General features: G+C 48.1%; 19 protein-coding genes, 2 tRNA genes, 1 other RNA gene and 1 pseudogene. 14 read left to right on the top strand and 9 right to left on the bottom strand.

The window, feature by feature from the left end; genetic code table 11:
- Window positions 1-20: 20 nt before the first annotated feature.
- Window positions 21-302 (bottom strand): OsmC family protein, encoded by a 282-nt coding sequence (locus EKM70_RS00795; RefSeq protein ID WP_263853577.1) that lies wholly within the window; start codon window positions 300-302, stop codon window positions 21-23.
- Between the two features lie 540 nt (window positions 303-842).
- Here EKM70_RS00795 and EKM70_RS00790 point away from each other — a divergent pair.
- Window positions 843-1022 carry a hypothetical protein gene (locus tag EKM70_RS00790; protein ID WP_125544346.1) on the top strand — a complete coding sequence of 60 codons (180 nt, stop codon included), beginning with the start codon at window positions 843-845 and terminating at the stop codon, window positions 1020-1022.
- Between the two features lie 458 nt (window positions 1023-1480).
- On the opposite strand, the gene EKM70_RS00785 is transcribed toward EKM70_RS00790, so the two are convergent.
- On the bottom strand, window positions 1481-1852 hold the full coding sequence (locus tag EKM70_RS00785; protein WP_125544344.1) for a DUF1304 domain-containing protein: 372 nt from the start codon (window positions 1850-1852) through the stop codon (window positions 1481-1483).
- Window positions 1853-2066: 214 nt separating this feature from the next.
- On the opposite strand from EKM70_RS00785, the gene EKM70_RS00780 reads away from it, so the two are divergent.
- From EKM70_RS00780 to EKM70_RS00765, 4 genes are all read left to right on the top strand, one after another.
- Window positions 2067-2561 carry an alcohol dehydrogenase gene (locus tag EKM70_RS00780; protein WP_125544342.1) on the top strand — a complete coding sequence of 165 codons (495 nt, stop codon included), beginning with the start codon at window positions 2067-2069 and terminating at the stop codon, window positions 2559-2561.
- Window positions 2562-2696: 135 nt separating this feature from the next.
- Window positions 2697-4082: a class II fumarate hydratase gene (locus tag EKM70_RS00775; protein ID WP_125544340.1), complete on the top strand. Its 1386-nt coding sequence runs from the start codon at window positions 2697-2699 to the stop codon at window positions 4080-4082.
- Window positions 4083-4210: 128 nt separating this feature from the next.
- The gene (locus EKM70_RS00770) at window positions 4211-4711 is read left to right on the top strand and encodes an RNA polymerase sigma factor (protein WP_125544338.1); all 501 of its coding nucleotides are present in this window, start codon (window positions 4211-4213) and stop codon (window positions 4709-4711) included.
- Entirely contained in the window at window positions 4704-5660 is a 957-nt protein-coding gene (locus tag EKM70_RS00765; protein WP_125544336.1) for a sigma factor regulator N-terminal domain-containing protein, read from the top strand. The genes EKM70_RS00770 and EKM70_RS00765 overlap by 8 nt, the downstream gene beginning before the upstream one ends.
- Before the next feature lie 65 nt (window positions 5661-5725).
- Here EKM70_RS00765 and EKM70_RS00760 read toward each other — a convergent pair whose 3' ends face one another.
- From EKM70_RS00760 to ssrA, 4 genes are all read right to left on the bottom strand, one after another.
- Complete coding sequence (locus EKM70_RS00760; protein ID WP_125544335.1) at window positions 5726-6109, bottom strand: hypothetical protein; 384 nt, start codon at window positions 6107-6109, stop codon at window positions 5726-5728.
- A gap of 175 nt (window positions 6110-6284) precedes the next feature.
- Complete coding sequence (locus tag EKM70_RS11605; protein WP_318531959.1) at window positions 6285-6854, bottom strand: C40 family peptidase; 570 nt, start codon at window positions 6852-6854, stop codon at window positions 6285-6287.
- 230 nt (window positions 6855-7084) lie between these two features.
- Window positions 7085-7564 (bottom strand): pyridoxamine 5'-phosphate oxidase family protein, encoded by a 480-nt coding sequence (locus tag EKM70_RS00750; protein ID WP_164506285.1) that lies wholly within the window; start codon window positions 7562-7564, stop codon window positions 7085-7087.
- Between the two features lie 718 nt (window positions 7565-8282).
- Window positions 8283-8653, bottom strand: a transfer-messenger RNA (tmRNA) gene (gene ssrA, locus EKM70_RS00745).
- A gap of 267 nt (window positions 8654-8920) precedes the next feature.
- On the opposite strand from ssrA, the gene EKM70_RS00740 reads away from it, so the two are divergent.
- The 6 genes from EKM70_RS00740 to EKM70_RS00715 all read left to right on the top strand — a co-directional run bounded on the left by EKM70_RS00740 (window position 8921) and on the right by EKM70_RS00715 (window position 18119).
- A complete protein-coding gene (locus EKM70_RS00740; protein WP_125544332.1) occupies window positions 8921-9655 on the top strand; it encodes a response regulator transcription factor in 735 nt (244 codons plus the stop codon).
- On the top strand, window positions 9652-11121 hold the full coding sequence (locus EKM70_RS00735; RefSeq protein ID WP_125544330.1) for a sensor histidine kinase: 1470 nt from the start codon (window positions 9652-9654) through the stop codon (window positions 11119-11121). The genes EKM70_RS00740 and EKM70_RS00735 overlap by 4 nt, the downstream gene beginning before the upstream one ends.
- A 61-nt stretch (window positions 11122-11182) precedes the next feature.
- Window positions 11183-12331: a class I SAM-dependent methyltransferase gene (locus tag EKM70_RS00730; RefSeq protein WP_125544328.1), complete on the top strand. Its 1149-nt coding sequence runs from the start codon at window positions 11183-11185 to the stop codon at window positions 12329-12331.
- A gap of 188 nt (window positions 12332-12519) precedes the next feature.
- Entirely contained in the window at window positions 12520-13386 is an 867-nt protein-coding gene (locus EKM70_RS00725; protein ID WP_125544535.1) for a GRP family sugar transporter, read from the top strand.
- A gap of 129 nt (window positions 13387-13515) precedes the next feature.
- Window positions 13516-14862, top strand: a complete 1347-nt coding sequence (locus tag EKM70_RS00720; RefSeq protein ID WP_125544326.1) for a glucose-6-phosphate isomerase — start codon at window positions 13516-13518, stop codon at window positions 14860-14862.
- A 224-nt stretch (window positions 14863-15086) separates the two neighbouring features.
- Window positions 15087-18119 (top strand): YfhO family protein, encoded by a 3033-nt coding sequence (locus tag EKM70_RS00715; protein WP_125544324.1) that lies wholly within the window; start codon window positions 15087-15089, stop codon window positions 18117-18119.
- A 212-nt stretch (window positions 18120-18331) separates the two neighbouring features.
- On the opposite strand, the gene EKM70_RS00710 is transcribed toward EKM70_RS00715, so the two are convergent.
- A tRNA-Glu gene (locus EKM70_RS00710) sits at window positions 18332-18405 on the bottom strand.
- 184 nt (window positions 18406-18589) lie between these two features.
- Here EKM70_RS00710 and EKM70_RS00705 point away from each other — a divergent pair.
- Window positions 18590-18662, top strand: a tRNA-Gln gene (locus EKM70_RS00705).
- 734 nt (window positions 18663-19396) lie between these two features.
- On the opposite strand, the gene EKM70_RS00700 is transcribed toward EKM70_RS00705, so the two are convergent.
- Window positions 19397-20059, bottom strand: coding sequence for an EAL domain-containing protein (locus EKM70_RS00700; RefSeq protein WP_125544322.1), 663 nt, complete (start codon window positions 20057-20059; stop codon window positions 19397-19399).
- A gap of 245 nt (window positions 20060-20304) precedes the next feature.
- On the opposite strand from EKM70_RS00700, the gene EKM70_RS00695 reads away from it, so the two are divergent.
- Both EKM70_RS00695 and EKM70_RS00690 read left to right on the top strand, forming a co-directional pair.
- Window positions 20305-21429: a GGDEF domain-containing protein gene (locus tag EKM70_RS00695; RefSeq protein ID WP_125544320.1), complete on the top strand. Its 1125-nt coding sequence runs from the start codon at window positions 20305-20307 to the stop codon at window positions 21427-21429.
- A 75-nt stretch (window positions 21430-21504) separates the two neighbouring features.
- A complete protein-coding gene (locus tag EKM70_RS00690; protein WP_225416348.1) occupies window positions 21505-21729 on the top strand; it encodes a hypothetical protein in 225 nt (74 codons plus the stop codon).
- A 17-nt stretch (window positions 21730-21746) separates the two neighbouring features.
- Here the strand turns inward: EKM70_RS00690 and EKM70_RS00685 are convergent.
- Window positions 21747-22196 (bottom strand): annotated as a pseudogene (locus EKM70_RS00685) (IS30-like element ISLsa1 family transposase); the annotation flags it as partial.

Raw genomic sequence — 22196 nt, 5'->3', positions numbered from 1 at the left:
TGTTGGGAGGCGTGATGACATTAAGTCGGGGAGGTCGTGAAGTCAATTTGGTCGACCAGACTAATCTGAACATTGGCGTTTCCCGCCAGTAGCTTGGCGACAGGGCACCGATGTTCTGCGAGATCCACCATGCGCTGTGCAGTGGGGGTGTCAACACCGGGGATAGCGACTTGGGCCGTCAGATAAAATTGAAATCCGCGATAATCACGGGCAAACTCGACGCGAGTGTGAACGCGAGAGGTGTGCGGAAGGTGATCACGTTTCGCAATTGCTTCGAGGGTGGCATTGAGACAGGTGCTCAATGCGAGACCCAGTAGTTGTTCGGGGTTGGTTCCCGGCTGGTCGTTCAGGGGATCGCTGGTTAAAACATCGAGGCCGCCATTGGTGATGTAGGCTGACCTGCCAGGCCCGCGTCATTTGCCGCGACAGTTTGGTAGAGGGGTGGGAACTTTTCACGATCAATTGGCATAGGCGAACACTCCTTTGAATTTACCCTAAGGTTACCCTGTTTAGCCGGGAAAGACAATCAATATGCAGAGCCACTGGCCGACCCAAACCACTGACCGTTGATAGATTAAATCATTGCGGAGATCCAAGACTTGGCTAGCTGTCAACCGGTTGCACACGGCAACTAGACCAATTATGAAAAATCTGATTAATGACGAGCAAAATTAAAATTTGTCACGCCCCTGAAACGTCTAGGTATCAACGTAATTCGTCTGGATTGACGATTGTAAAATTTTTGTATCAAATTCAAAATAAGACTAGACCGCTTTGAAACAAATGTATATAATGTACTTAACGGTAACAGAACACTGGCGAATTCTTTTGGGGGGAGCCATATGTTAACGGAAGACTTATTGAGTGAACGTAAGAAGTTTCAAATGGTGTCGCGCCGGGCTCAAGCGCATGGTGCCCAGGTCATCGAGCGTGATCTGATGCGCCAGTTTACGGCAACAATTGCACAACAAGAGGCAATTGTGGCAGCCGCACGTCGACGGGAAGCCTCACCAGTTGGTTAGGCCAATTAGATTAGTCATTGGATTTTGGATGAAACTCACGGACGAGTTTTGTACGGCGTGTTAGGCTGTGCTTAACTAGTAAGGGGGCAAAATCATGAAACATCCAGTGGTGTATTATCTTTATTACGCAAGTGGCACACTTTTTGTGGGGGCAATGGGTGTTGTCATTTATCATATGCTGAGATTGTGGATTGCAGCGAGTCGCATGTAAGTTGACGAGATATAGCGGTTAGGACCTGGTCCTGACCGCTTTTTAAATTGGGCATAAAAAAAGCTAGTTACGTATGAACGCAACCAGCAGAATAGAAGTATGTGTACGGCCTCAACGGTGTTAATAATGGCTAAATGTCAATTAACTCCTCCAACGATTGAAATGCCGTGGCAGGTCTTAACCTGAATATGTACTGTCATTATAACCTATGTTCTCGCGACTGTAAACCTTTCCCATAAACGTTTGGTTAGATTAACAGGGTTAGTAAAACGAGTAACGTGACGAGGGACGGCATTCCTTGAAGCCAAAAAATTTCTTTTTTTACGGTCAGGCTACCGAAGAGGGCAACGACCACGATGAAGATCAGAAAAATTGCAGTGGTGATGAGTTGTGAACGACCACTGAGGACCCATTGGCTAATGAGTAAGCTGACCCCGACCATTCCATTATAGATGCCTTGGTTGGCCAAGGCTTTTTGGGCTGGAACTTGGCGGACGAACTCGAGTGGCATGCCAAAGGCTTTAGCTTGAGTTTCTGGGTGCCCCCACATCTCCAGACCCATAATAGCCAGGTGTTCGAGGGCGACAAAGTAAATTAGAAAAGTGAGTATGATATCCATAAGTGATTCCTTCTTTCCAGAGTAAGTTCATGTTAGAATAACAAGTTGTTAGGGGTCACCAATAAAACCAAAAAAGGTTGGGACTTTAAGCTAGTTTTTAGTTTGATGTGTAGAATAGTATTGTAAGCGTTAAGTTAACGGGGGAAAGCGGAAAGAGATCAGATTAATCTGCGGCATATCAGGCTTGATGACTAATTGAATGGAGGAATTATTTATGAGACTCCTAGATTTAAGCGGACAACAATTCGGCAGACTGACGGTTATTCGTCGTGACGGAACCGCAAAGAATGGAAACGCCACCTGGCTGTGTAAGTGTAGCTGTGGCCGGTTGGTGACGGTTGATAGTTACCGCCTGCGACACGGCATCACTGTCAGTTGTGGTTGCTACCGCCGCGACATCAGTAAGGCACGGTTGACACAGGATCCCCGGACGCGTAAGCAGATTGGAAATGCCACCAACCTGCCATTAGTTAATGGCTCTAACGTTGCGGCTTTAACGAAGATTAGTTCCCGTAACATTTCGGGGGTTATCGGGGTTAGCTTCGATAAACGCTCAGGTAAATGGGCTGCACGCTTATTTTACCACGGTCGCTATGTGTTGAATCAAACTTTTAGTGATTTTGATGATGCAGTGGCCGCACGTCGGCGGGCTGAACAACAATTAGCGAAAAATAATCAGGTTCAACTGGAAGAAACTGTCGAGGGTTAAGGCAGTTCTGAGTTGAAACGAAACCAAGTCATCTTCAACTAGGTGGCTTTTTTTGTGCATTCGGCTAGGGGTGCTTGACGCCGACGGCTGGGGTCGATATGCTGAATCAAGAGATTAGAAGAGAGGCATGATGAGATGGAATATCGAGAAGAAGCAGATACCATTGGAACGGTGAAGGTTCCTGCGACGGCATTGTGGGGGCCTCAAACAGAGCGCAGTCGCCATAACTTTACGACGGGGCCCTTGATGCCCCTGCCAGTCATTCGGGCCCTCTTGCGGATTAAACGGGCGGCAGCGGTGGCCAATCGCGATCTGGGGGAGATTCAGGAACCGAAAGCCCAGTTGATTATTCAGGCGGTCGACACTTTATCGGCCTTAGATGACGGCAAACTGCAACAGGACTTTCCGCTTCACGTCTACCAAACGGGGTCGGGCACGCAGACTAATATGAACGTCAACGAAGTTATTGCACACCAAACCCAGCGGCTTGATGTAACCAGTGGGGTTCAGGCGAATGATGATGTCAATCATAGTCAGAGCTCTAATGACACGTTTCCTACAGCGATGACGATCACGGCGGCGGTGGCTGTACGCGATTTGCTAGCTGTGGTTGATCACTTGATTGCGGCTTTTCAAAAGAAAGAAGTAGCGTATCAACAGGTGGTTAAGGTGGGACGAACACATCTCCAGGATGCTACCCCACTGACTTTTGGTCAGGAGGTAAGTGGGTGGGTAAGCATGCTAACTCACGACCGGGATTATCTGAAGTCCTTGTCGCCAACGTTGTTGGAGCTACCGATTGGTGGCACCGCCGTCGGAACCGGACTGAACACCGCACCGGGATTTGCAACCGCCGTGGCGACCCAACTGGCTTCTGATTACGATCTGACCTTTACCGCCAAAACCAATAAGTTCTTTGGGTTGGCCGCCCACTCCGGTTTGACGGTCGTGCATGGTGCGCTGACAACGCTGGCCAGTGATCTCATGAAGATTGCCAATGACATTCGTTTTCTGGCGAGTGGCCCGCGGGCCGGCTATGGCGAGTTGAACATTCCAGCAAATGAACCCGGTTCTTCAATCATGCCAGGAAAGGTAAACCCGACACAGGCAGAAGCCCTGACGATGGCGGCGACACGGGTGATGGGAAACGACGTCACCATGACCGTGGCGGCATCTCAAGGAAATTTTGAGATGAACGTGTACAAACCCGTCTTGATTGCCACTTTCTTAGAGTCGACCGACATTCTGGCGGGAACAATAGCAGGGTTTACCATGAAACTCGTTCAGGGACTGACCGTTAATGCCGATCGGATGGCAGAGTTAGTGGACCAGTCACTGATGTTGGTTACGGCATTGTCGCCGCACATCGGTTATCACGCCAGCGCTGCCATTGCCCAGGAGGCTGAACGCTCCGGGAAAACCTTGCGGGAGGTTGCCTTGCAATCGGGGCAAGTGACGGCCGATCAGTTTGCGGCTTGGGTTGATCCATTGAAAATGACTAATGTGGATCGGCAAAATTAATAAAATGAATTGAGGCCTTGAGTGATGGCACTTGTCACTTGGGGCCTTTTAGGTGTGTCGCGGGTCAGGCAATTACTACGTTTGCGTTGCGTATAATTTAGGAAACCGAGAAAATTTTAAATTAAAACGTGACCTTTGGGGGAGACATGCGGTTGGACCAATATGAAGCGTTTCTGGTGGAACTGTCCACGGAACTCCAACGATACCTGGTGAGTCGGGGAGCGCGACCAGAAACGGCGGCGGATATTTGCCAGGATGTGTTCGTGAAGGCGCTTGAAATGGACCTGGCGTTGCCGCCAGACAAGCCACGCGGTTATCTCTATCGTGTCGCCTGGTCGACCTATCTGGATCACTATCGTCGTGAGCGGCGATATCGCGAATTAGTGGCGCAGTACCTCGTACCGAATCAGCGGGAACAGGTTAACCAACAGACGACGGGGCAATTAGCATTTCCCTTTCAGAAGCTACGACCAAAGGAACGCGACCTCTTGATTCTCCGTTACGATCAGGGATTATCAATCAAGGAGATTGCGATGCGACTAGGTCGCCGTCCGGGAGCAGTGAAGATGCGATTGCGGCGGGTTCATCAGAAATTAAAAAGATTAATGGGGAGTGAGTGGCATGAATGATGCACAGAAGTTTCAGCGTTTAGCAAAATGGCGTCGGGTGAAGCGAATTGGCTTGATGATTGTGATTGCCGTGGGGGTCTTAATGGTGGTGACGCCGCTTGCCTACAAGCTGACACAGTCGAAGGCGGCTAAAGAATCAAACCAGATATCAGCGATTCTTGAGGCCACGAATACCATGATGTCGCCGAATATCCACGTCAGCGATCGTGTCTTGTCGAACACAACGATCTTTGGAGGAACGGTGATGAGTCACCGATTCAAGTCGATTGAGGGCCAGCGAGTCCCTTGGTCAACCAGCCAGGGTGATTATTCTTGGCTTCCAGGAGCCAGTGAGCTGAGCGATGGCACTGTTGATGAGACGGAGACAAAACAGGGGATGGTTAGTTTTGACCGAGAAACACAACGGCGCATTCCAGAATTCTTCAATCTGGCGGTGAGAAAACCCAATCTCAAGCCGACACAGGAACTGAAACAAGTGTCACAGGCCAAGGGAGCCGTGGTCGAAGTCGCCATTACCTTCAAACGATCAATAACGTCTCAACAGATCTTGTCCAGGTTGCCAACCAAGCTTCATGCGACCTGGTATTGGGCTGGGGTCACCGGCAAGATGGATCCGACTAGCTTTCAAAATCATCTCGTGGGTCTGAATGCCGAAACAGTGCCAGGGACAGCCACACCTAAGTTGACGGCTGATGACTATCGCGAGTTTAAGTCGGCGGTGAAGAAGATCGGCCAACTGGGACTTGATTGGCGTTACAACGGCGTGAGTGTGACTAAGGGGAGTCAGACGTTCATTCGGCAGAATCCACAACTGAGTACGGCCAAGTTCAGTGGAATTATTGTGACTGGCCGAACGGAGGACTTCAAGGCCCTCAACCAGGCGACCTGGATTGCGGCGAGTTCGCTCGGCTACAGTGCCCCACGTGATCCGGTTCAGCTTGATCGATAAAAGCCATACAAAAACGGCGTGAAGTCAGAAAACTTCGCGCCGTTTAATAGTCTATTTATAAAGAGCTAACGACCCACACGAGGTGTCCAACGCCGCCAGTCGGTGAGGGCATAGGTGGCAGTGGTCGCAACCAATGCAGCTAATAAAACAATGCCAAGGCGATTCAAAACGCGAGACCAGCTGGTTGTGGTGGCTCCAGTGGCTTGTTTAATCGCGGACCAACGGAGTGGAATCGTCGCTGCCCGTGTGATCACGCCGTGAGAAACCGGAGCTAAACGGTAGGAGTCAGTGGCAATCGTTGATCCAGAGGCCACTAACTTGGGCCGCTCGATTGGGAGATTATCATTGACTGGCAGTCGGTCGGCATGACCTATCACCGGCGAAGCCAGAATGAGTAACCCCAAGCAGCCAATTACAGCAACGATACCAGTGCGCCAGAATTTTTTCATAATATTCACCCTCCAGTCAAATCTGGGAACCCTTCTTTACTGGCAACGACCATAACTTACCACCTTTAGCGGGGAGGGGATCGATCCAGTTCCTTATTAGTTAGGTGGGTAGCCAGACTAGATTGGAGATCAAAAAGAGACAACTGAACCTGTCAGTCGTCTCCTAAGTTAAGGGTTAGTTTAAGGTAATGTAGTAGCTAGGAGCCCAGTAGGTTTGGCTGAAGACGCCAATCCCGTCATTTTCGTTTTGGGCAGCCACGTACTGGCCATTTCCTAATGAAATCCCATCATGGTAAGGGGCGCTTTCGGAACCCCAGAATAGGATGGCACCAGCTGGTGCGTTAGCCACATCGTAGTGGTGGGTACCCAGATTCGTTTGTTGGTAAGTCGTCCGAGCATTCAGACCAAAGGCATATTGAACCAGGCCAGAACAGTCGAAGCCAGATAAGCTGCTTCCACCGTAGACGTAAGGCACGCCGCTGTTGGCAACCGATAAGGCTTTGGCTACAGCGCCAGAGGCGTTGCTGGTCGTTGCCGTAGTGGCTTGACTATTCGTGTGGTTGTAGCTCGTGTTCGTGGCCGTTGTGGTCGTGTTTGCCGCCGTTTGAGTCGTTTGTGTTGCTTGAGCTTGTGGCGTTGTGGCCGTCATGTGGGCCGAAGCCGTCTGCGTGCCGGCAAGTAACATAGCCGCTGCTCCTAAGGTGCCGATTAAGACTTTTACAGTTGTGGTGTTGATAATATTCACTCCGCTTTTTTTAGAATTTGTTATCGCGATTAACTAACGATAAAGTCAGTATACCCCGTGAATTTTGCGAGGGGGTTGCGGTGAGATGACAAATGAAGACAATTCGATTACCAAGTATGACGGTAGTGACAAACTAGTAACGGACTCAGTCATTAGATCGAAAAAAGCATGAGTCGCCAAAAGGCACTCATGCTTTAGGTTGTTTTCGGATTAATCCTGAAATAAGTGAACTAGTCGGTGGATAGGTGACTAGAACGCTTACCCGTGACGTGGTCCAATGACATCTCGTAAACGGCGAAGTTTCCCTTTTCAGAGGTAATGTATTCGCGGCCGCCTTTTAATAAACCAGGCGCGTATTTTTCTGAAGTCATTTCCATCGCGTGTTGCATAGTCTTGGGATCGGTTACCAAGGTTGCCGTTCCGAAGGCGATCACACTGGTGTAGTACATGGTGTAGGAGGTGGGCTGAACAGAGTGGCTCCCGACAACAGATAAAGAGACCTTCTGGTGGTGAGTCAACAGATCGTTCTTGAGGCCCGTGGTAGCGCCATGAAAGTAGATTTTCTTGCCGTCATAGACGTAGCTAATTGGGACGGAGTAGGGATACTCCTCACCCCATAGAGCCAGGGTTCCATAGTCGGCATCCTTTAAAATCTGGGCCGTATCGGCAGCTGAAAGTTGTTGTTTAGCTAAACGCATGTCACGAAACATAGGCGATTCCTCCAAGATCATTAATTGTCAGCAAACGGTCGTACTGAGTGGTCGTTGACAATGATCAGTATAACACTTTTGTTGTAATTGCAACATAGGTCTTGGCCAATTTAGGCATCTAGGCAAGCACCTGTTCGGTAGCCATTGTAGTTTTATTTAAGGAAAATGAGGAGGTTGCCTAACCCACACTAGCAACGGTGGGGAGGTGAGTGCGCATGTTTCAAAATACTGGTTGTTGGCCTCCGCATCGCCTGGTTTACGGATTGATTAGACCGCAAGCATCGCAGGTAGCTTTAAGCGACTGTTAGCCCCCGTTTAGGAACGCAAACGTATCAAAAATGGCTGGTATGTTCCTGGTAAAATACCGGAAACATACCACCCAGTTAGCGGCCTAGAAATTCACTCCAATTTTTGGGGTTCACTTCATAGTCAGGGCTTTTGGTGAACTCAATGTTCCAAACCCATTTTTATATCTTCAATGTATCACAATTGTTATATAGCAAACTAGATAGTTTTTCGTAATTAGAGATGTAAGTAAATAAAAACTGCTAGCCAATTGACTAACAGTTTCCACCGCCCGTGCATAAAATTTTTGTATGCCGGTTACCAAAAAGGTTACCAAAGGTTACCATTTCTTGATAATTAGTAAAATTCAAGAAAAATAAAAATGCCGTATTACCGGCATTTCAAGCGGTTATAACAATCCTTCTTTGTTGCTTTATGGAGCCGGCGGGGATCGAACCCGCGTCCTAGCATATTGCCACCTCAACGTCTACACGCATAGGCAGACTATTTAAAGTTTCGCTGAACAACTTGCCGCCTGTCAGGGCCCTCATGCTCAGCTAACCTGATTCATCTCTTCTAACGTGCTTCAGGTGGGAGTCGTTAGCGTAAGCCCGTTAAATTTAGGACCCAGATCTAGACCGCGGGCAAGCCTAGGAGGATCTACGTTAAGCGCCTATTAAGCAGCTAAAGCGTAAGAATTGTTATTATTTTTTGCAGTTATAATAAACTGGACCTTTTAACGTAGATGCCGCTACGGCGCGCAGCTCAGGTTCAACCTATACCAGTCGAATCCAGAACGGCCCCATGACAATACTGTTCTAGTCTACCATAATGTCGGTTCGCTGCAAACAATTTAACTTGGCGGGGGCAAATTTAAGGAAAATTTCCATCTCCCGGTATAGTATAATAGGTAGTTAAGGAACCACATGGCTAAGGGACTGCCGGTAAAAGTTACAGAATCTTCATTGTTCTGTCATGACGCCTTCTGATTCTCCTGGTAATTTCAGGACACTATGACGCACCAACCTTTTACTGGCCCCGAATTTAGTAGCCCTAACTTTGGAGGTCACAATGAAGTTATTAATGATTGAAGATAACCATTCGGTATCACAGATGATGTCGATGTTTTTTAAAAAGGAACAATGGGATGCGGAGTTTGCCTATGATGGTAATGAAGCCGTGAAGCTCTTTGCCGCTTCGCCCAATGACTGGGACATGGTCACGTTGGACTTGAACCTTCCCGGACTAGATGGAATGCAGGTTAGTGCGGAGATTCGGAAATTGTCGCCAACTGTGCCGATTATCATGCTGACGGCTCGTGATTCAGAGAGTGACCAGGTCTTAGGTCTTGAGATGGGGGCGGATGACTACGTGACGAAACCGTTCAGTCCGATTACCCTAATTGCCCGGATCAAAGCCTTGCATCGTCGTGCAGAGCTGGGCGCCACGGCGAAGGCCACGCCAACTGAGTCTTTGGACGATACGGAATCTTTTGATGTGGTGACGGAGAACTTCAAGTTGAACACCAAGACCCGAGAAGCCTACCTCAATGGCAAGCAAATTCACGATCTGACACCCAAGGAGTTTGACTTGTTGAAGACTTTGGCGCAGAAGCCACGGCAAGTCTTCTCCCGTGAACAACTCCTGCAGTTGGTTTGGGATTATGAGTACTACGGGGATGAACGCACCGTGGACGCCCACATTAAGAAACTCCGGCAGAAGATAGAAAAGGTTGGCCCTCAGATTATCCAAACTGTTTGGGGGGTGGGTTATAAATTTGATGATAGTGGAGCCGATCAGCGATGAAGTTAATGTATCAACAAATGCTCGGGTTCTTTGCGGCCATCATGATTATTTTAATTATCATGGGAGTCTCGTATTCGCAGATGACCCGGCACATGGTTTACAGCAACACCTGGAATTCTCTCGAGAAATATTCCAACAGTCTGATCGAGCAGTCGCTGCGGATTAATTCCGAGGATAGCCATGACGTGGAATTCGATACGGATTCCTTGGAGAGTAGCGAGCAGTTACTCCAAAATCAAGCGGTGAGCACAACCATTTATAGTGCAAATAACCGGGTGGTTTTTCCCGCCAACGTCTATCAGCAAGCGATCAATTCCTCAGATTGGAAGAAGCTCAAACAAAATAAAATTATTCACAAAGTTGTCGACAAACGGGTTCGTACCAAGAATGGCCGAATTAGTCCCGCGATGACCGAGGTCATGAAGCCTTACTTCTACAACCACCGATTAGTGGCGGTCGTGGTGATGGGGGCCTTCGTGTCGGACATTAACACTAGTGTTAATCAGATTAATCGTAACCTAATCCGGGCCTTGCTGGTGTCGATTGTTGTGGCGATCGTGGCGAGTTATCTGTTGGCACGTTACTACACGTCGCGGATTAATCAGCTGCGAAAGGCGACCAATCAAGTTGCCAAAGGAAACTATGATGTCGAAATGGCTAGCCGTAATCGTGATGAAATTGATGACTTGATTAATGATTTCAATGGGATGACACAATCGCTAAAAGACTCACAAGAAGAGATTCAACGCCAGGAACAGCGACGGCGAGAATTCATGGCCAATGCCTCTCACGAAATGCGGACGCCATTGACCACCATCAATGGACTACTCGAAGGTCTGGCTTACAATGCCATTCCCGAGGAGAGTAAGGAAGAGAGTATTGACCTGATGCGGAGTGAAACTAGCCGGCTAATTCGGCTGGTTAACGAAAACTTGGATTATGAGAAGATTCGGTCCAATCAAATCTCGCTCAATCTCCATGAGTTCAACGCGGTTGATGCCCTGCATAACATTGTTGAACAGTTGAAGCAGAAGGCCGATGACAGTGGCGACCAGTTGGAGTTACAGGCGCCTCAGGATATTCCGGTTTACGCTGACTACGACCGGTTCGTGCAGATCATGTTTAACATCACGCAGAATGCCATCCAGTTTACGCAACAAGGAACTATCACGATTTCTGCTCAGCGGGGGTACGAGGAAACCATTGTGAAGGTGGCAGATACTGGGATGGGGATGTCCGACGAACAGCTCCAGAACATCTGGGAACGGTACTACAAGGCCGATCCTTCCCGGAAGAATACCAAGTATGGTGAATCGGGGCTGGGACTGTCTATCGTTCATCAGCTGGTTCAACTTCATCATGGTAAGATTAGTGTGACGAGTAAGGAACATCAAGGGACCACATTTACTGTGATCTTCCCGGACCAACACCAGACAAACTCGCAAAGAGCTAAGACAAATTCGTAAATTGCCCGGTAATCAAGGTGTTCCCGTGATACAATGAGAAGAATCATTAAGGAGGAAACTTTTGAAGCAAATACAAATTACAGGGAAGTCTGTCCGTAAGTTTGAGGACGGCTATCCAATCTTGTCTACGACCGATTTAGAAAATAAAAACGATTTTGAAAACGGCGCCTGGGTGCAATTAGAAAACCACGGCCACTTCGTTGCGACCGCTTATTTTGCTAAACAACCCCGAGGAATTGGGTATGTCCTGAGCCTACGGGAAAATGAAAGTATCGATGATCGCTTTTTCGCAACTAAGTTTAGAGCCGCTGCGGCTCGGCGTTCAGCTATCGTGGGCAGCTCGGCTTACCGTTTGTTTAACGGTACCGGTGACGGTCTGGGTGGCTTAGTGGTCGACGTTTACGACAGCACGTACGTCTTCCGTTGGCAGAACACGGCCTTGAAGCAACAGGCCAAGTTGATTTACGCTGGCTTTGCCCGTGCCATCGGGAAGAACCAAACGATTGTGGCGACGACTCCCGACCAAGAACGTGGTCAGCTCATCCAAGGCGACTTAGGCAAGCAACCGCTGACAGTAATGGAAAATGGTGTTGCGTATCCCGTTGACCTGTTAGCAGGACGCCAACAACTCGCCTTGGAATTCCGAGACATTCGGACCTGGGCCAAGGAAAATGGCGAACAACACCGGATCTTGAACCTGTTTAGTGCCGAGACCGGGATTGTGACCGCAACAATGCTTGGTGGGGCAATCGAAGCCGTAACGGTTGACCCAACGAATCGGGCCACAACGGCTTTACAGGCCCAACTGGCTGACAACAACCTGGATCAAGCCGCCGTTGAGATGCGGACGATGGACGTTGCCAACTACTTGGACTATGCGATTAAGCATGATCTAAGCTTTGACACCATTTTCATCAACCCACCAGCATTCATTCGGGGTAAGAAGCACACCTTTACCTTAGAACAAGACCTGCAAGACTTACTCGAACAGGCGCTCAAGGTTGCACACACGGGGACGCAGATCGTGTTGACCACGACGACGCCAATGTATGGTATGAAGCGTCTCAAGGAGACGGTAGGGGATGCTTTGCAAAATTATACCGGTCATGTAAGTGTTTCCAATAATTACCTCTCACCAGTAGATTTCCAAACGAATCAGGCTGACCGTCACAGTGAAGCTTTAAAGGGCTTACTGTTGACCGTTAACTAATGAAAGCTCAATGAAAACAATGTAAAAGATCCCGATTGGTAAGATAGACCACTTACCATTCGGGATCTTTTTAAGGAGTTTGAGTTTACAATTCGAATCGAAACTATTAAACTTACTAATGCTAATTGAGAAGGCTTACAATTATACAGGACTAAGTTGAAACGAGAGTTGAGGTTTACAAAATGAATATCTATATTTTAATGGCTTTAATCCCCGCGATCTGCTGGGGAAGCATTGGATTAATCAGTGGTCGCCTAGGCGGAACGTCTTACCAACAAACATTAGGGATGACGGTCGGGGCGGTAATCTTTAGTCTATTTGCCCTGTTCTACTTCCACAGTCACTTAACTGGTATGTCCTTGCTAGTTGGGATCATCTCAGGTCTCTGCTGGGCTGTTGGTCAATTTGAACAATTCCAATCCATGAAGTTCATCGGGATTTCACGGACGGTGCCCATCTCGACCGGGTTACAACTGGCTGGGACGGCGTTGGCGGGGGTCGTTCTGTTCGGTGAATGGAACACGACCCGGATGATTACCCTTGGGACCATTGCCGTAATTATTCTGATTGCTGGCGCTGTCTTGACTTCCTTGCGGGATCCAAACGCCAAGGTGGCGGTTGGTGACAAGCAGATTCAGGCAGGTAAGGGGACCGTCGCCCTCGTGATTTCCACGGTGGGTTACATTCTCTACACGGTCATCGTGAAGTTCTCCGGCCTCAAGTCGGAAACGATTCTCTTCCCACAATCACTCGGGATGGTCTTGGGCGCCTTGATCTTCGTGATCTTTTCTCGGCAACAAGTGTGGCACAAGGCCACGGCTAAGAATATCTTGACCGGGGTTGTCTGGGGAATCGGGAACTTCTTCATGTTCATGGCAATTCCACGGGTCGGCCTGGCTATCAGTTATTCTCTGGCCCAATGTGGAATTGTGATTTCCACGTTCGGGAGTATCTGGTTATTAGGTGAAAAGAAGACGGGTCGCGAAATGGTTTACATCACGATCGGCTCTCTACTCGTTGTTGCAGGTGGGGTCACCTTGGGAATTATGAAATAGCTATTTAGCGGGATTGACCGGGAACGGCCAGTCCCGTTTTAAATTTTAAATTGGACTAGGCCATTTACATTTTAACAGGATGCGTTATAATTAACTCGTCAATAACAATAAAAGTGAGGTTATCTAAATATGGCACATATCGCCTTTGATCGTTCCAAACTTGAACCATTTGTTCACGACAATGAACTCGGAGAAATGCAAGCGCTTGTGACGGCTGCGGATTCCGAATTACGTCAGGGTACCGGTGCTGGTAGCGACTTCCGCGACTGGTTAACGTTACCTACGGACTTTGACCGGGATGAATTTGCTCGGATTCAAGCCGCTGCTAAGAAGATTCAGTCGGACTCTGAAGTCTTAGTTGTTATCGGTATCGGGGGATCTTACCTCGGTGCGAAGATGGCCGTTGATTTCTTAAACGACACCTTCTTCAACTACTTGCCAGCCGACAAACGTCAGGCACCCCAAGTGTTCTTTGCCGGGAATTCTATTAGCCCCGACTATGTGCATGACCTGATCAACTTGATCGGCGACCGTGACTTCTCCGTTAACGTCATTTCGAAGTCTGGGACCACGACGGAACCTTCTATCGCCTTCCGCCTCTTCAAGGACATGTTAGTGAAGAAGTACGGTGAAGACGGTGCCAAGAGCCGGATTTACGCCACGACTGATAAAGCCCGTGGGGCCCTTAAGACCGAAGCAGATGCTGCTGGTTACGAAACCTTCGTCATTCCTGATGGCGTCGGTGGTCGTTACTCCGTCTTGACTGCCGTTGGGTTATTGCCAATCGCCGCTTCTGGCGCTGACATTGACCAATTGATGAAGGGGGCCGCTGCCGCTCAGAAGGATTACACCAACCCAGATCTGAACGAAAACGAAGCCTACCAATATGCCGCCCTGCGGAATATCCTTTACCGGAAGGGTTACACCACTGAATTGCTAGAAAACTATGAACCACGCCTGCAATACTTTGCAGAATGGTGGAAGCAATTAACTGGTGAATCCGAAGGGAAGGACCAGAAGGGGATTTACCCATCTTCAGCTAACTTCAGTACCGACTTGCACTCCTTGGGTCAATACATCCAAGAAGGACAACGGAAGCTGATGGAGACCGTGATTACGGTCGACAAGCCACAACATGACGTGGCGGTACCAACAGCTGACGATGACCTCGATGGCTTAAAGTATTTGGAGGGCAAGCAAATGAGCTTCGTCAACCAAAAGGCCTACGAAGGGGTTGTGTTAGCCCACACCGATGGTGGCGTGCCTAACATGAGCGTTCACATTCCAGATCAGACGCCATTTACCTTAGGTTACCTGATCTACTTCTTCGAAGTTGCGATTGCTATTTCTGGGTACCTGAACGGAATTAACCCATTCAACCAACCAGGGGTTGAAGCTTACAAGACGAACATGTTTGCCTTGTTAGGTAAGCCTGGCTTCGAAAAACTCAGTAAAGAATTAAACGACCGTCTCTAAAAATAAGGTCGATCGAGAACTCCCAATCCGCTAATGACGGGTTGGGAGTTTTTTGTCGGGAAAAGCTATGGTAAAATTAAACGCGGGCTTGGCGACGTTAGAACCACTCTAGACCATGATGGTTATTGGAAAAGTGGCGGTCAACTAAGCAAACCTGGCCATTATCTGAAAAATAATTTAACGATTAATATATTTATGAGGCGGAGGAGTTAGTCATCATTTCCATGGGAGAGAACAAACAAGCGGCACGAAAGAATTATTTAGTCTATACGGCTATCTTTATTGTCCTCACGATTTGCCTGTATGGGATCTTTATCCTGACGGGAAAGTCCTTTATTTGGCAAGGCGACGGTCTGGCACAACATTTTCCGGTTCTAGAGAAGTTCTACACGTGGCTCCATCAGAGGAGTCTCACGGGCTGGTCATGGGATTTGGGGCTAGGAGCCGATAAACTCACAACCTTCTCGTATTACGTCCTGGGAGACCCGTTTAGCTACCTAATTGCCCTTTGTCCGAAGGGTCATCTGGAGATGGGCTACAACCTGTTAATTCTTCTCCGACTCTATGTGAGTGGCTTGGCGTTCATGCTGTTCGCACAACACCGGTCGTTCAAACCGGGGAGTCAGCTACTCGGGACACTGGCTTATACGTTCACGGGTTATTCGCTGTATGTCAGCATTCGTCATCCGTTCTTCTTGTTGCCGATGATTCTCTTTCCGTTATTAGCCTACGGAATTGACAGGATTTATCGGGAAAAGTCCTGGGTGCCGCTGGCTGTTTTCACTGGTTTGGCGTTGATCAGTAACTTCTACTTTGCTTACATTTTAGCGATCGGTAGTCTCGCCTATGCGATCCTGCGCTACCTGTCGGTGAGAAATGACTGTCAGTTGAATGGCTGGCGGACGTTAGGCAAGCTAGTAGGAGCCGGGATTGTCGGCTTCCTATTGGCCGGAGTGCTCCTGGTACCGTCATTGATCGGGGTACTGAACTCGACGCGGGCCACGGCTCAATTTGCGAATGGTTACTTTGTCTATCCGTTTAGTTACTACTTGAAATTACCCAATGCCATTTTGACTACGGGGAACCCAATGGCCTTCTGGGTCAATGTGGGAATGGCTGGGCTGACCTTTCTCGGACTGATTTACGTGCTCCGCCATTTCCGCCGCTATCTGTGGTTGAATATTGGTATTCTGCTGTTGGCTGTGGGGTCACTCTTGCCAGAAATTTCTGGGGTGATGAATGGACTGACTACGCCATCTGAACGCTGGCTTTTATTAGGCTGTCTGGTCTTTAGTCTGGCACTCATGAACTTTACCGATCGGCTGGGTGAGTTAACACAGGGTGATCTGACGACATTAATGGTAGGTGCCGTGGGCTGGCTGGTTGTGATCTGGGCAGCTAATGGTTTCATCTTCAGCAATAGTCGCCATGACTTTGTTACCTATGGCTGGCTCTTGGTCACGCTGGGCGCCCTTTTAGTCGGCCATTTCTATCAGTGGTCGACTCGTCGCCAATTGACGGTGCTTTTGGGGATTCTCAGTCTAAATATTATTAATAACGGGTACGGCTACTTCAGTCCTAATTCCGGTGGGGCCAGCGCTGGTTTAACACCGCGGGGCGTGGCCACCAAATATCAGAAAAACTTCTATGACGGCGCCGAGTCATACGTGAAGGCGCGTCCAGGTTTTGGACGCACGGCCACCAGCAACTTTTACTACTTTAGTAATGAGGCGCAGACTAACTTGGGGATGAATCTGGGAACCCGCGACATCATGTCGTATTTCTCTATTCAGAACAAAGCGGTGGGGGACTTCAGTCAGGAGCTGAGTAATACCCAGTTCAAGATGAACAAACCCATCAATCAGGCAGATAGTCGGACCACGATGAACAATCTATTAGGGGTGCGCTACATCTTTGCCCGCAGTAATCAGCGTGGTCAGCAGGTCTTTCCGTATCACTATCAAACGATTGAGACGGCGGCTGGCAAGTCGTTGAAATTCAAAGACAAACCGGTCCACCACTTCGGGAATAATTACGACACGATTCTCCTGAAGTCTAAGAACGCCTTGCCCCTGGCTTATTTGCAAACGCAGCAGTTATCGGCTAAACAATTTAAACACTTGGATGGAAGCAACCGTGAGCAAGCCTTAACCTACGGGACACTGGTTAACGGATCTACTGTGACTGGGGTGCCAACCACGATTTACCGGAGTAATCAGCGTACGCTCAGCTACCAGACGGTACCGGACACCACAAATGCCTTGGATAGTTTAGCCAAGGTGGCTAGTTTCCGGCAAGCCGGCAACCAAACCGACCCGGCGGCAATTGCAGCCATGCAGGCAACCCTCAACCAGGGAAACTTGGACCGTTCCGTCAGCATTACTACGGATAAGAAACGCTTGACGACCCTGACTAAACAGAACCATGCGACGATTCAACGCAATGCCCAGAAAAACCGGCATCAGTTAACCAAGATGGTCAGTGACAATCAAGGCAATCCGGTTAGCTATGATTTGAAGTTCGACCATCCCGAACAGACGCGGGGAACGGAACTTTACCTCGAACTCGATGGGTTACAAGCCCAGCGGTTCACGGTTAAGGACAAGTATCAGAATGCTCGTAACGACAACATTTATAAGAACCAGATGTTCACGGGGATTCAACGGCTGAATAATTTACGGCAATCGCTCTGGAATATGAGTGATGGGGCGTATGTTGTGACGGCCAATACGTTTAGGAATATGAATAGCTTTAGTCAGTTTGGTCAGTCGAACCTGTCGAACTATCAGAAGAAGGATCACGTGTTGCTGAACCTGGGTTATTCTGCCACGAAACGACAGCATGTTCTGTTGACCTTTAGTGGGGTTAAGAGTCTGTCGTTCAAGTCGGCGAAGGTTGTTGCCGTGCCATTCGGCAAGTCCTATGACCAACGGATGCACCGATTACAGCAGCAGGGCCTTCAGGGCTTGAAGGTCGCGAATAATCGGGTAACAGGAACCACGCGAGCCACAACGGCTAGTGTCTTAACCACCTCGATTCCTTACACCAAGGGATGGCACTTGACCGTGGATGGGAAGACCCAACCGACGACGCGCGTGAACGTTGGCTTTGTCGGTGCTAAGCTACCAGCTGGTCAGCATCGGGTGACGCTGACTTACCAGACGCCTGGGTTAAAGGTGGGATTTTTGGCCACACTAGTTGGCCTGCTGGTCTTGCTAGTCACTGGCGTCTATCGGTTGTGGCGCTGGCGACACTAATTGAGCATAATCTTCTGAAAAATGGTTTGGATTTGTGAGATATTCAATCAAAAAGCGCTACAAAACCCAGTCGGTTTTGCAGCGCTTTTTAGGTTGTTAAGGGGTGCTAAATCAATGAATATAGTGCAAAATGCACACTAATTTTAGCGACAATTTTGGGACAAACAAAAAGCCCACAAACGCTGATGTATCAACGCTTGTGGGCTATAGTATCACCCGCACGGGGCTCGAACCCGTAACTCCGCCTTGAGAGGGCGACGTCTTAAACCAGTTTGACCAGCGGGCAATGTCATTTACTAGCAATATCTAATTTACGCTATTCGCCAAAAAATGTCAATCCTTCTCTGCATAAAATTACATTGTGCTGGGAATTCATACAGTTTAGCGAACTTTTTCGTGGAAATTTGTTGACACTAATAGCCAAACAAGTTACTATTAAATAGTTGTTTCGACAATAGAAACAGGCTTATTGGGTATTAGCCAAATTGGTAAGGCGGCGGACTCTGAATCCGTAATTTACTGGTTCGAGTCCAGTATACCCAATCATTAACAACTCGGTAGCCGTTAGTGTGACGTGAAAACGTTGCGCTGGCGGCTTTTTTGTATTTTTAACTAACGGATTTTTTGTTTTGATATCTATTGGCTATTCTGCTACTATTCGGCCAAAATGATTTAAGTGCAGACGCAAGGGTCTTGATAAAAATCATAAAGGATGATGACAACCTTGAGTTACAGGATTAGTTCCTTATATAGGGAATTGTGCCACGTGTTTATGGTCGTTTACTTGCTTGAATTTGGGCTCTCACTAGCTTCATACCCACGATTGAAGAGTAGAGTCCCCTTGCAACTAAATATGAGTGGTGTGGCTACTTTGACCACCGCTAAGTACGTTGTTTTGCTAGTACCGCTAGCATGCCTGTTTGTTAGCTTTTTATTGAGTCCAGAATTCATCGATGCGAGATATGGTGAGGGAAGTCCGACTAGTAACGAGGTGAAAATAGCCTTTTTTCTGGTACAGGTGTTACTGACAGTTAATTCTCTGACTTACTTATACCTTGTGATTACAGCTTATCTTAAATAAAGCTACTAGGAATAGTAGCTTTTTTAATACCAACCGATTGAGTTGGTGGCAGCGGTGATTCACACAATGGCTAAGCTTTCTGAAAAGACATGGTTTCAAATAAGTAATAGGTTACCTTGCCTGATCATCCGTCTTGTCCAACATAGGGGCTATTAAAATTTGGCAAACAAAAAACCACCCGCAAGAGATGGTTTCGTTAAAGTTTAAAGAGATGTGGTTTGCCGTAGAACCAACCTTGACGGAGGTCAACTCCAATGCGGTTGGCCATATCGTGTTCGGCCTGGTTCTCGACGCCTTCTAAGATCAGACGCAACTTATACTGAGTGGCGATCTTTTGCCAGAAGGCGAGGGCTTCCGGAATTTCATCTTCGCGCTTTTCTTGACGAAAGTTTTGCATGGCAAACTTGATCTCGCTGGCATAGGACAGGATTGGTTCGAGATGATCATAGGTATTCAGTCCCGTGCCAATGTCATCCAGACTCAGCTGGATACCATGCTCATCGAAGTAGTGAACTTGATCGATGATTTGTTGGTGGGATACCTGTTCATCGGTGACTTCTTCCGTGACCTCAAGGACCAGATTGATGGGATAAATCTGATGTTGGGCATTGATAATTGCCTTGGCAATGGTTGGATCAACGAACTGGCTTTGATTGACGTTAAATGATACTGAACCAATCTTTAGCATGAGTTTCTTAGCTGTCCGTTGGATCAAATCGGCCTGGACATCGATTGGAATTGAGGCGAAGTCGTGAGGGAGGACCCATTTACCATCAACCTGTTGGCGGATCAGTAATTCATAGCCAATCAATGAGTTATTGGAAACATCTAATTGTGGCTGCAGAAAATAACGATACATGTTTTTACAATCCTCCTTACAGACGCTCTATGACTATCATACTTTATTTTGAGCGGTTTAAGTAGGGTAAAGCGGTAAAACTTTCCGGGGGATAGTAGTTAACTAGTTACCGGGTGGGTCGTTTATCTTATGTAAAGATTTATGGATTTATCAATCATCCTGATTTATGATAGAGGAGTGCTGGAATCTTTCAGCCGAAATCCAGTGATGGTTGTGGCTATCACTAATTAAGGAGCGCGTTGAGTATGGCTTGGTCACTTTGGCTAGTTCCGCCAATCATTACCAGTATCTTCTTCGTTTTGGGCGTCATTACCCTTTACTGGGCTATTTTCAACTGGGCAACGGCGCACGTGAAGGCATCGAATAAACCGATCGATGTCAAAAAAGTTCAGATTGCCGTGGGGACGCTCTGTGCGGTCGGGTCAGTCTTTGCCTTACAACTCCTGGTTCGGGACAGTCATCTGTCGTGGACTTTTACCACTTTTCAACTCTTACTCTTAATTTTTGTGGCGTACTTTCTGCAGCTACGGATCCCGTATTGGCTGATCTTCATTGCAGCGGTCGGGTTCATGTTTCTAAATGGTAACGTGAACCAGCCGCTCTCATGGGCCTACACGCTTCTCTTTGTGCTTTTTTACGTGGTCTCGTATCAGCAGAGCGTTCATCTGTGGCGACGGCCCTTCTTACGCTACCTGGGTATTGCTCTAATCTTTGCCGCGGCCCTTTGGGGAATTGTCTGCTTACGGTTCCACTTGGACTGGCGCACGTATGCCGAGGAGCTGGGAAACTACACGATCCTAGTCGTCTTGATGTATGGCTACTTTCAGATTCAGGACCGCGATCGGCGTATTAAGGAACGGCTCTTCCAATCGGCTAACTGGGATGCGTTGACCCACGTGCAGAACTTTGCCGCCTATGATCGGGCGGTTGGCCATCACTTCCGGCATAGTGCCAAGCATCAGACCAGTCTGGCGATGATCATGTTTGATATTGACCACTTCAAACAAGTTAATGATACTCACGGCCATTTGGCGGGTGACGAAGTTCTGAAACAGGTCGCCATGCAAGTCACGACGGTGTTAAAGAAGGACGATCCGAAGGCGGTGCTCTACCGGACTGGTGGGGAGGAATTCAACATTCTTATCCCAGACTATGATCTGGCAATGAGCAGGGCCGTGGCTCAACGGGTGTTCGATGGCGTTAAGAACTTACATATTGCCTACAACGACGTCGATATTCAAGTCACGGTCTCCGTCGGCGTCTCCGAGCTCCAGGAGGCGGATCACAACCCTTTGGACTTCTACAAACGAGTCGATGCTAACTTGTATCGATCTAAGAAAAATGGCCGAAAACAGATTACGGTCGAGTAATTAAAATTTTTATCAAACGTGAAGGCTTTGCCGTGAAAGTTGGCGAAGAATAGTGTAAACTGGCTCCTAGTTATAATGAATGGAGCGATGACGGTGATTCTTTTATTATTAGGACTTCTTCTATTGTTCCCAATCCTGCGTCTGGTTTTTGGCCTGGCGGGGTGGGTCTTAGGATTGGTTGGCACCCTGGTGATTGGACTCGTCATTCTCGTGGCCTTTGCCGCCTTGTTTCGGTTTTTCTTAGTGGCGGTACTGGTCGTTGGTGGTGGCGTTTGGGCCGGACGAGCCTTATTTAATTGAGATGGCAAATTACAAGTTTAATCCGAACAAGCCCGGAATCTTTCAATGGCAGTCTGTTGATGATGTATTTTTAATGGTCGTTGATTAATTAGTTCAAGTGCTGCTAGGATCTCATCAGTCGTTACTTGGCTAAAATTGGTCTTTTTCGGGAAGAACCAGCGTAACCGCCTATTAAAATATTCATTGGAACCTCGCTCCCATGGTGAATATGGATGGCAAAAATAAACTTTGATCTGATAATCCTGTTCTAAGGCCTGATAATTGGCAAACTCTTTACCATGATCAACAGTAATGGATTTTACTTGGGGACCGAAGGCCCCCATAAACTTGCCAAAGGCGGTGTTTAGAGCCTTAGCCGTTCTATTAGGGGCTTTGATGGCCCATAGAAGTCGGGTCTTACGTTCTACGAATGTAACCAGACATGATCGTGACTCACTTCGACTAGAAAGCACCGTATCTACTTCCCA

This window comes from Levilactobacillus lindianensis, from assembly GCF_003946095.1.
In the GTDB taxonomy this organism is placed as follows: domain Bacteria; phylum Bacillota; class Bacilli; order Lactobacillales; family Lactobacillaceae; genus Levilactobacillus; species Levilactobacillus lindianensis.
The sequence above is the reverse complement of the archived record's forward strand: the minus strand, read 5'-3'. Positions and strand labels throughout refer to the sequence as shown.

Coding starts and splice junctions, on each gene's coding strand:
- EKM70_RS00790 (WP_125544346.1), top strand. CDS start 843: ATGTTAACGGAAGACTTATTGAGTGAACGTAAGAAGTTTCAAATGGTG.
- EKM70_RS00785 (WP_125544344.1), bottom strand. CDS start 1,852: ATGGATATCATACTCACTTTTCTAATTTACTTTGTCGCCCTCGAACAC.
- EKM70_RS00780 (WP_125544342.1), top strand. CDS start 2,067: ATGAGACTCCTAGATTTAAGCGGACAACAATTCGGCAGACTGACGGTT.
- EKM70_RS00775 (WP_125544340.1), top strand. CDS start 2,697: ATGGAATATCGAGAAGAAGCAGATACCATTGGAACGGTGAAGGTTCCT.
- EKM70_RS00765 (WP_125544336.1), top strand. CDS start 4,704: ATGAATGATGCACAGAAGTTTCAGCGTTTAGCAAAATGGCGTCGGGTG.
- EKM70_RS00760 (WP_125544335.1), bottom strand. CDS start 6,109: ATGAAAAAATTCTGGCGCACTGGTATCGTTGCTGTAATTGGCTGCTTG.
- EKM70_RS00750 (WP_164506285.1), bottom strand. CDS start 7,564: ATGTTTCGTGACATGCGTTTAGCTAAACAACAACTTTCAGCTGCCGAT.
- EKM70_RS00740 (WP_125544332.1), top strand. CDS start 8,921: ATGAAGTTATTAATGATTGAAGATAACCATTCGGTATCACAGATGATG.
- EKM70_RS00735 (WP_125544330.1), top strand. CDS start 9,652: ATGAAGTTAATGTATCAACAAATGCTCGGGTTCTTTGCGGCCATCATG.
- EKM70_RS00720 (WP_125544326.1), top strand. CDS start 13,516: ATGGCACATATCGCCTTTGATCGTTCCAAACTTGAACCATTTGTTCAC.
- EKM70_RS00715 (WP_125544324.1), top strand. CDS start 15,087: ATGGGAGAGAACAAACAAGCGGCACGAAAGAATTATTTAGTCTATACG.
- EKM70_RS00700 (WP_125544322.1), bottom strand. CDS start 20,059: ATGTATCGTTATTTTCTGCAGCCACAATTAGATGTTTCCAATAACTCA.
- EKM70_RS00695 (WP_125544320.1), top strand. CDS start 20,305: ATGGCTTGGTCACTTTGGCTAGTTCCGCCAATCATTACCAGTATCTTC.
- EKM70_RS00690 (WP_225416348.1), top strand. CDS start 21,505: ATGAATGGAGCGATGACGGTGATTCTTTTATTATTAGGACTTCTTCTA.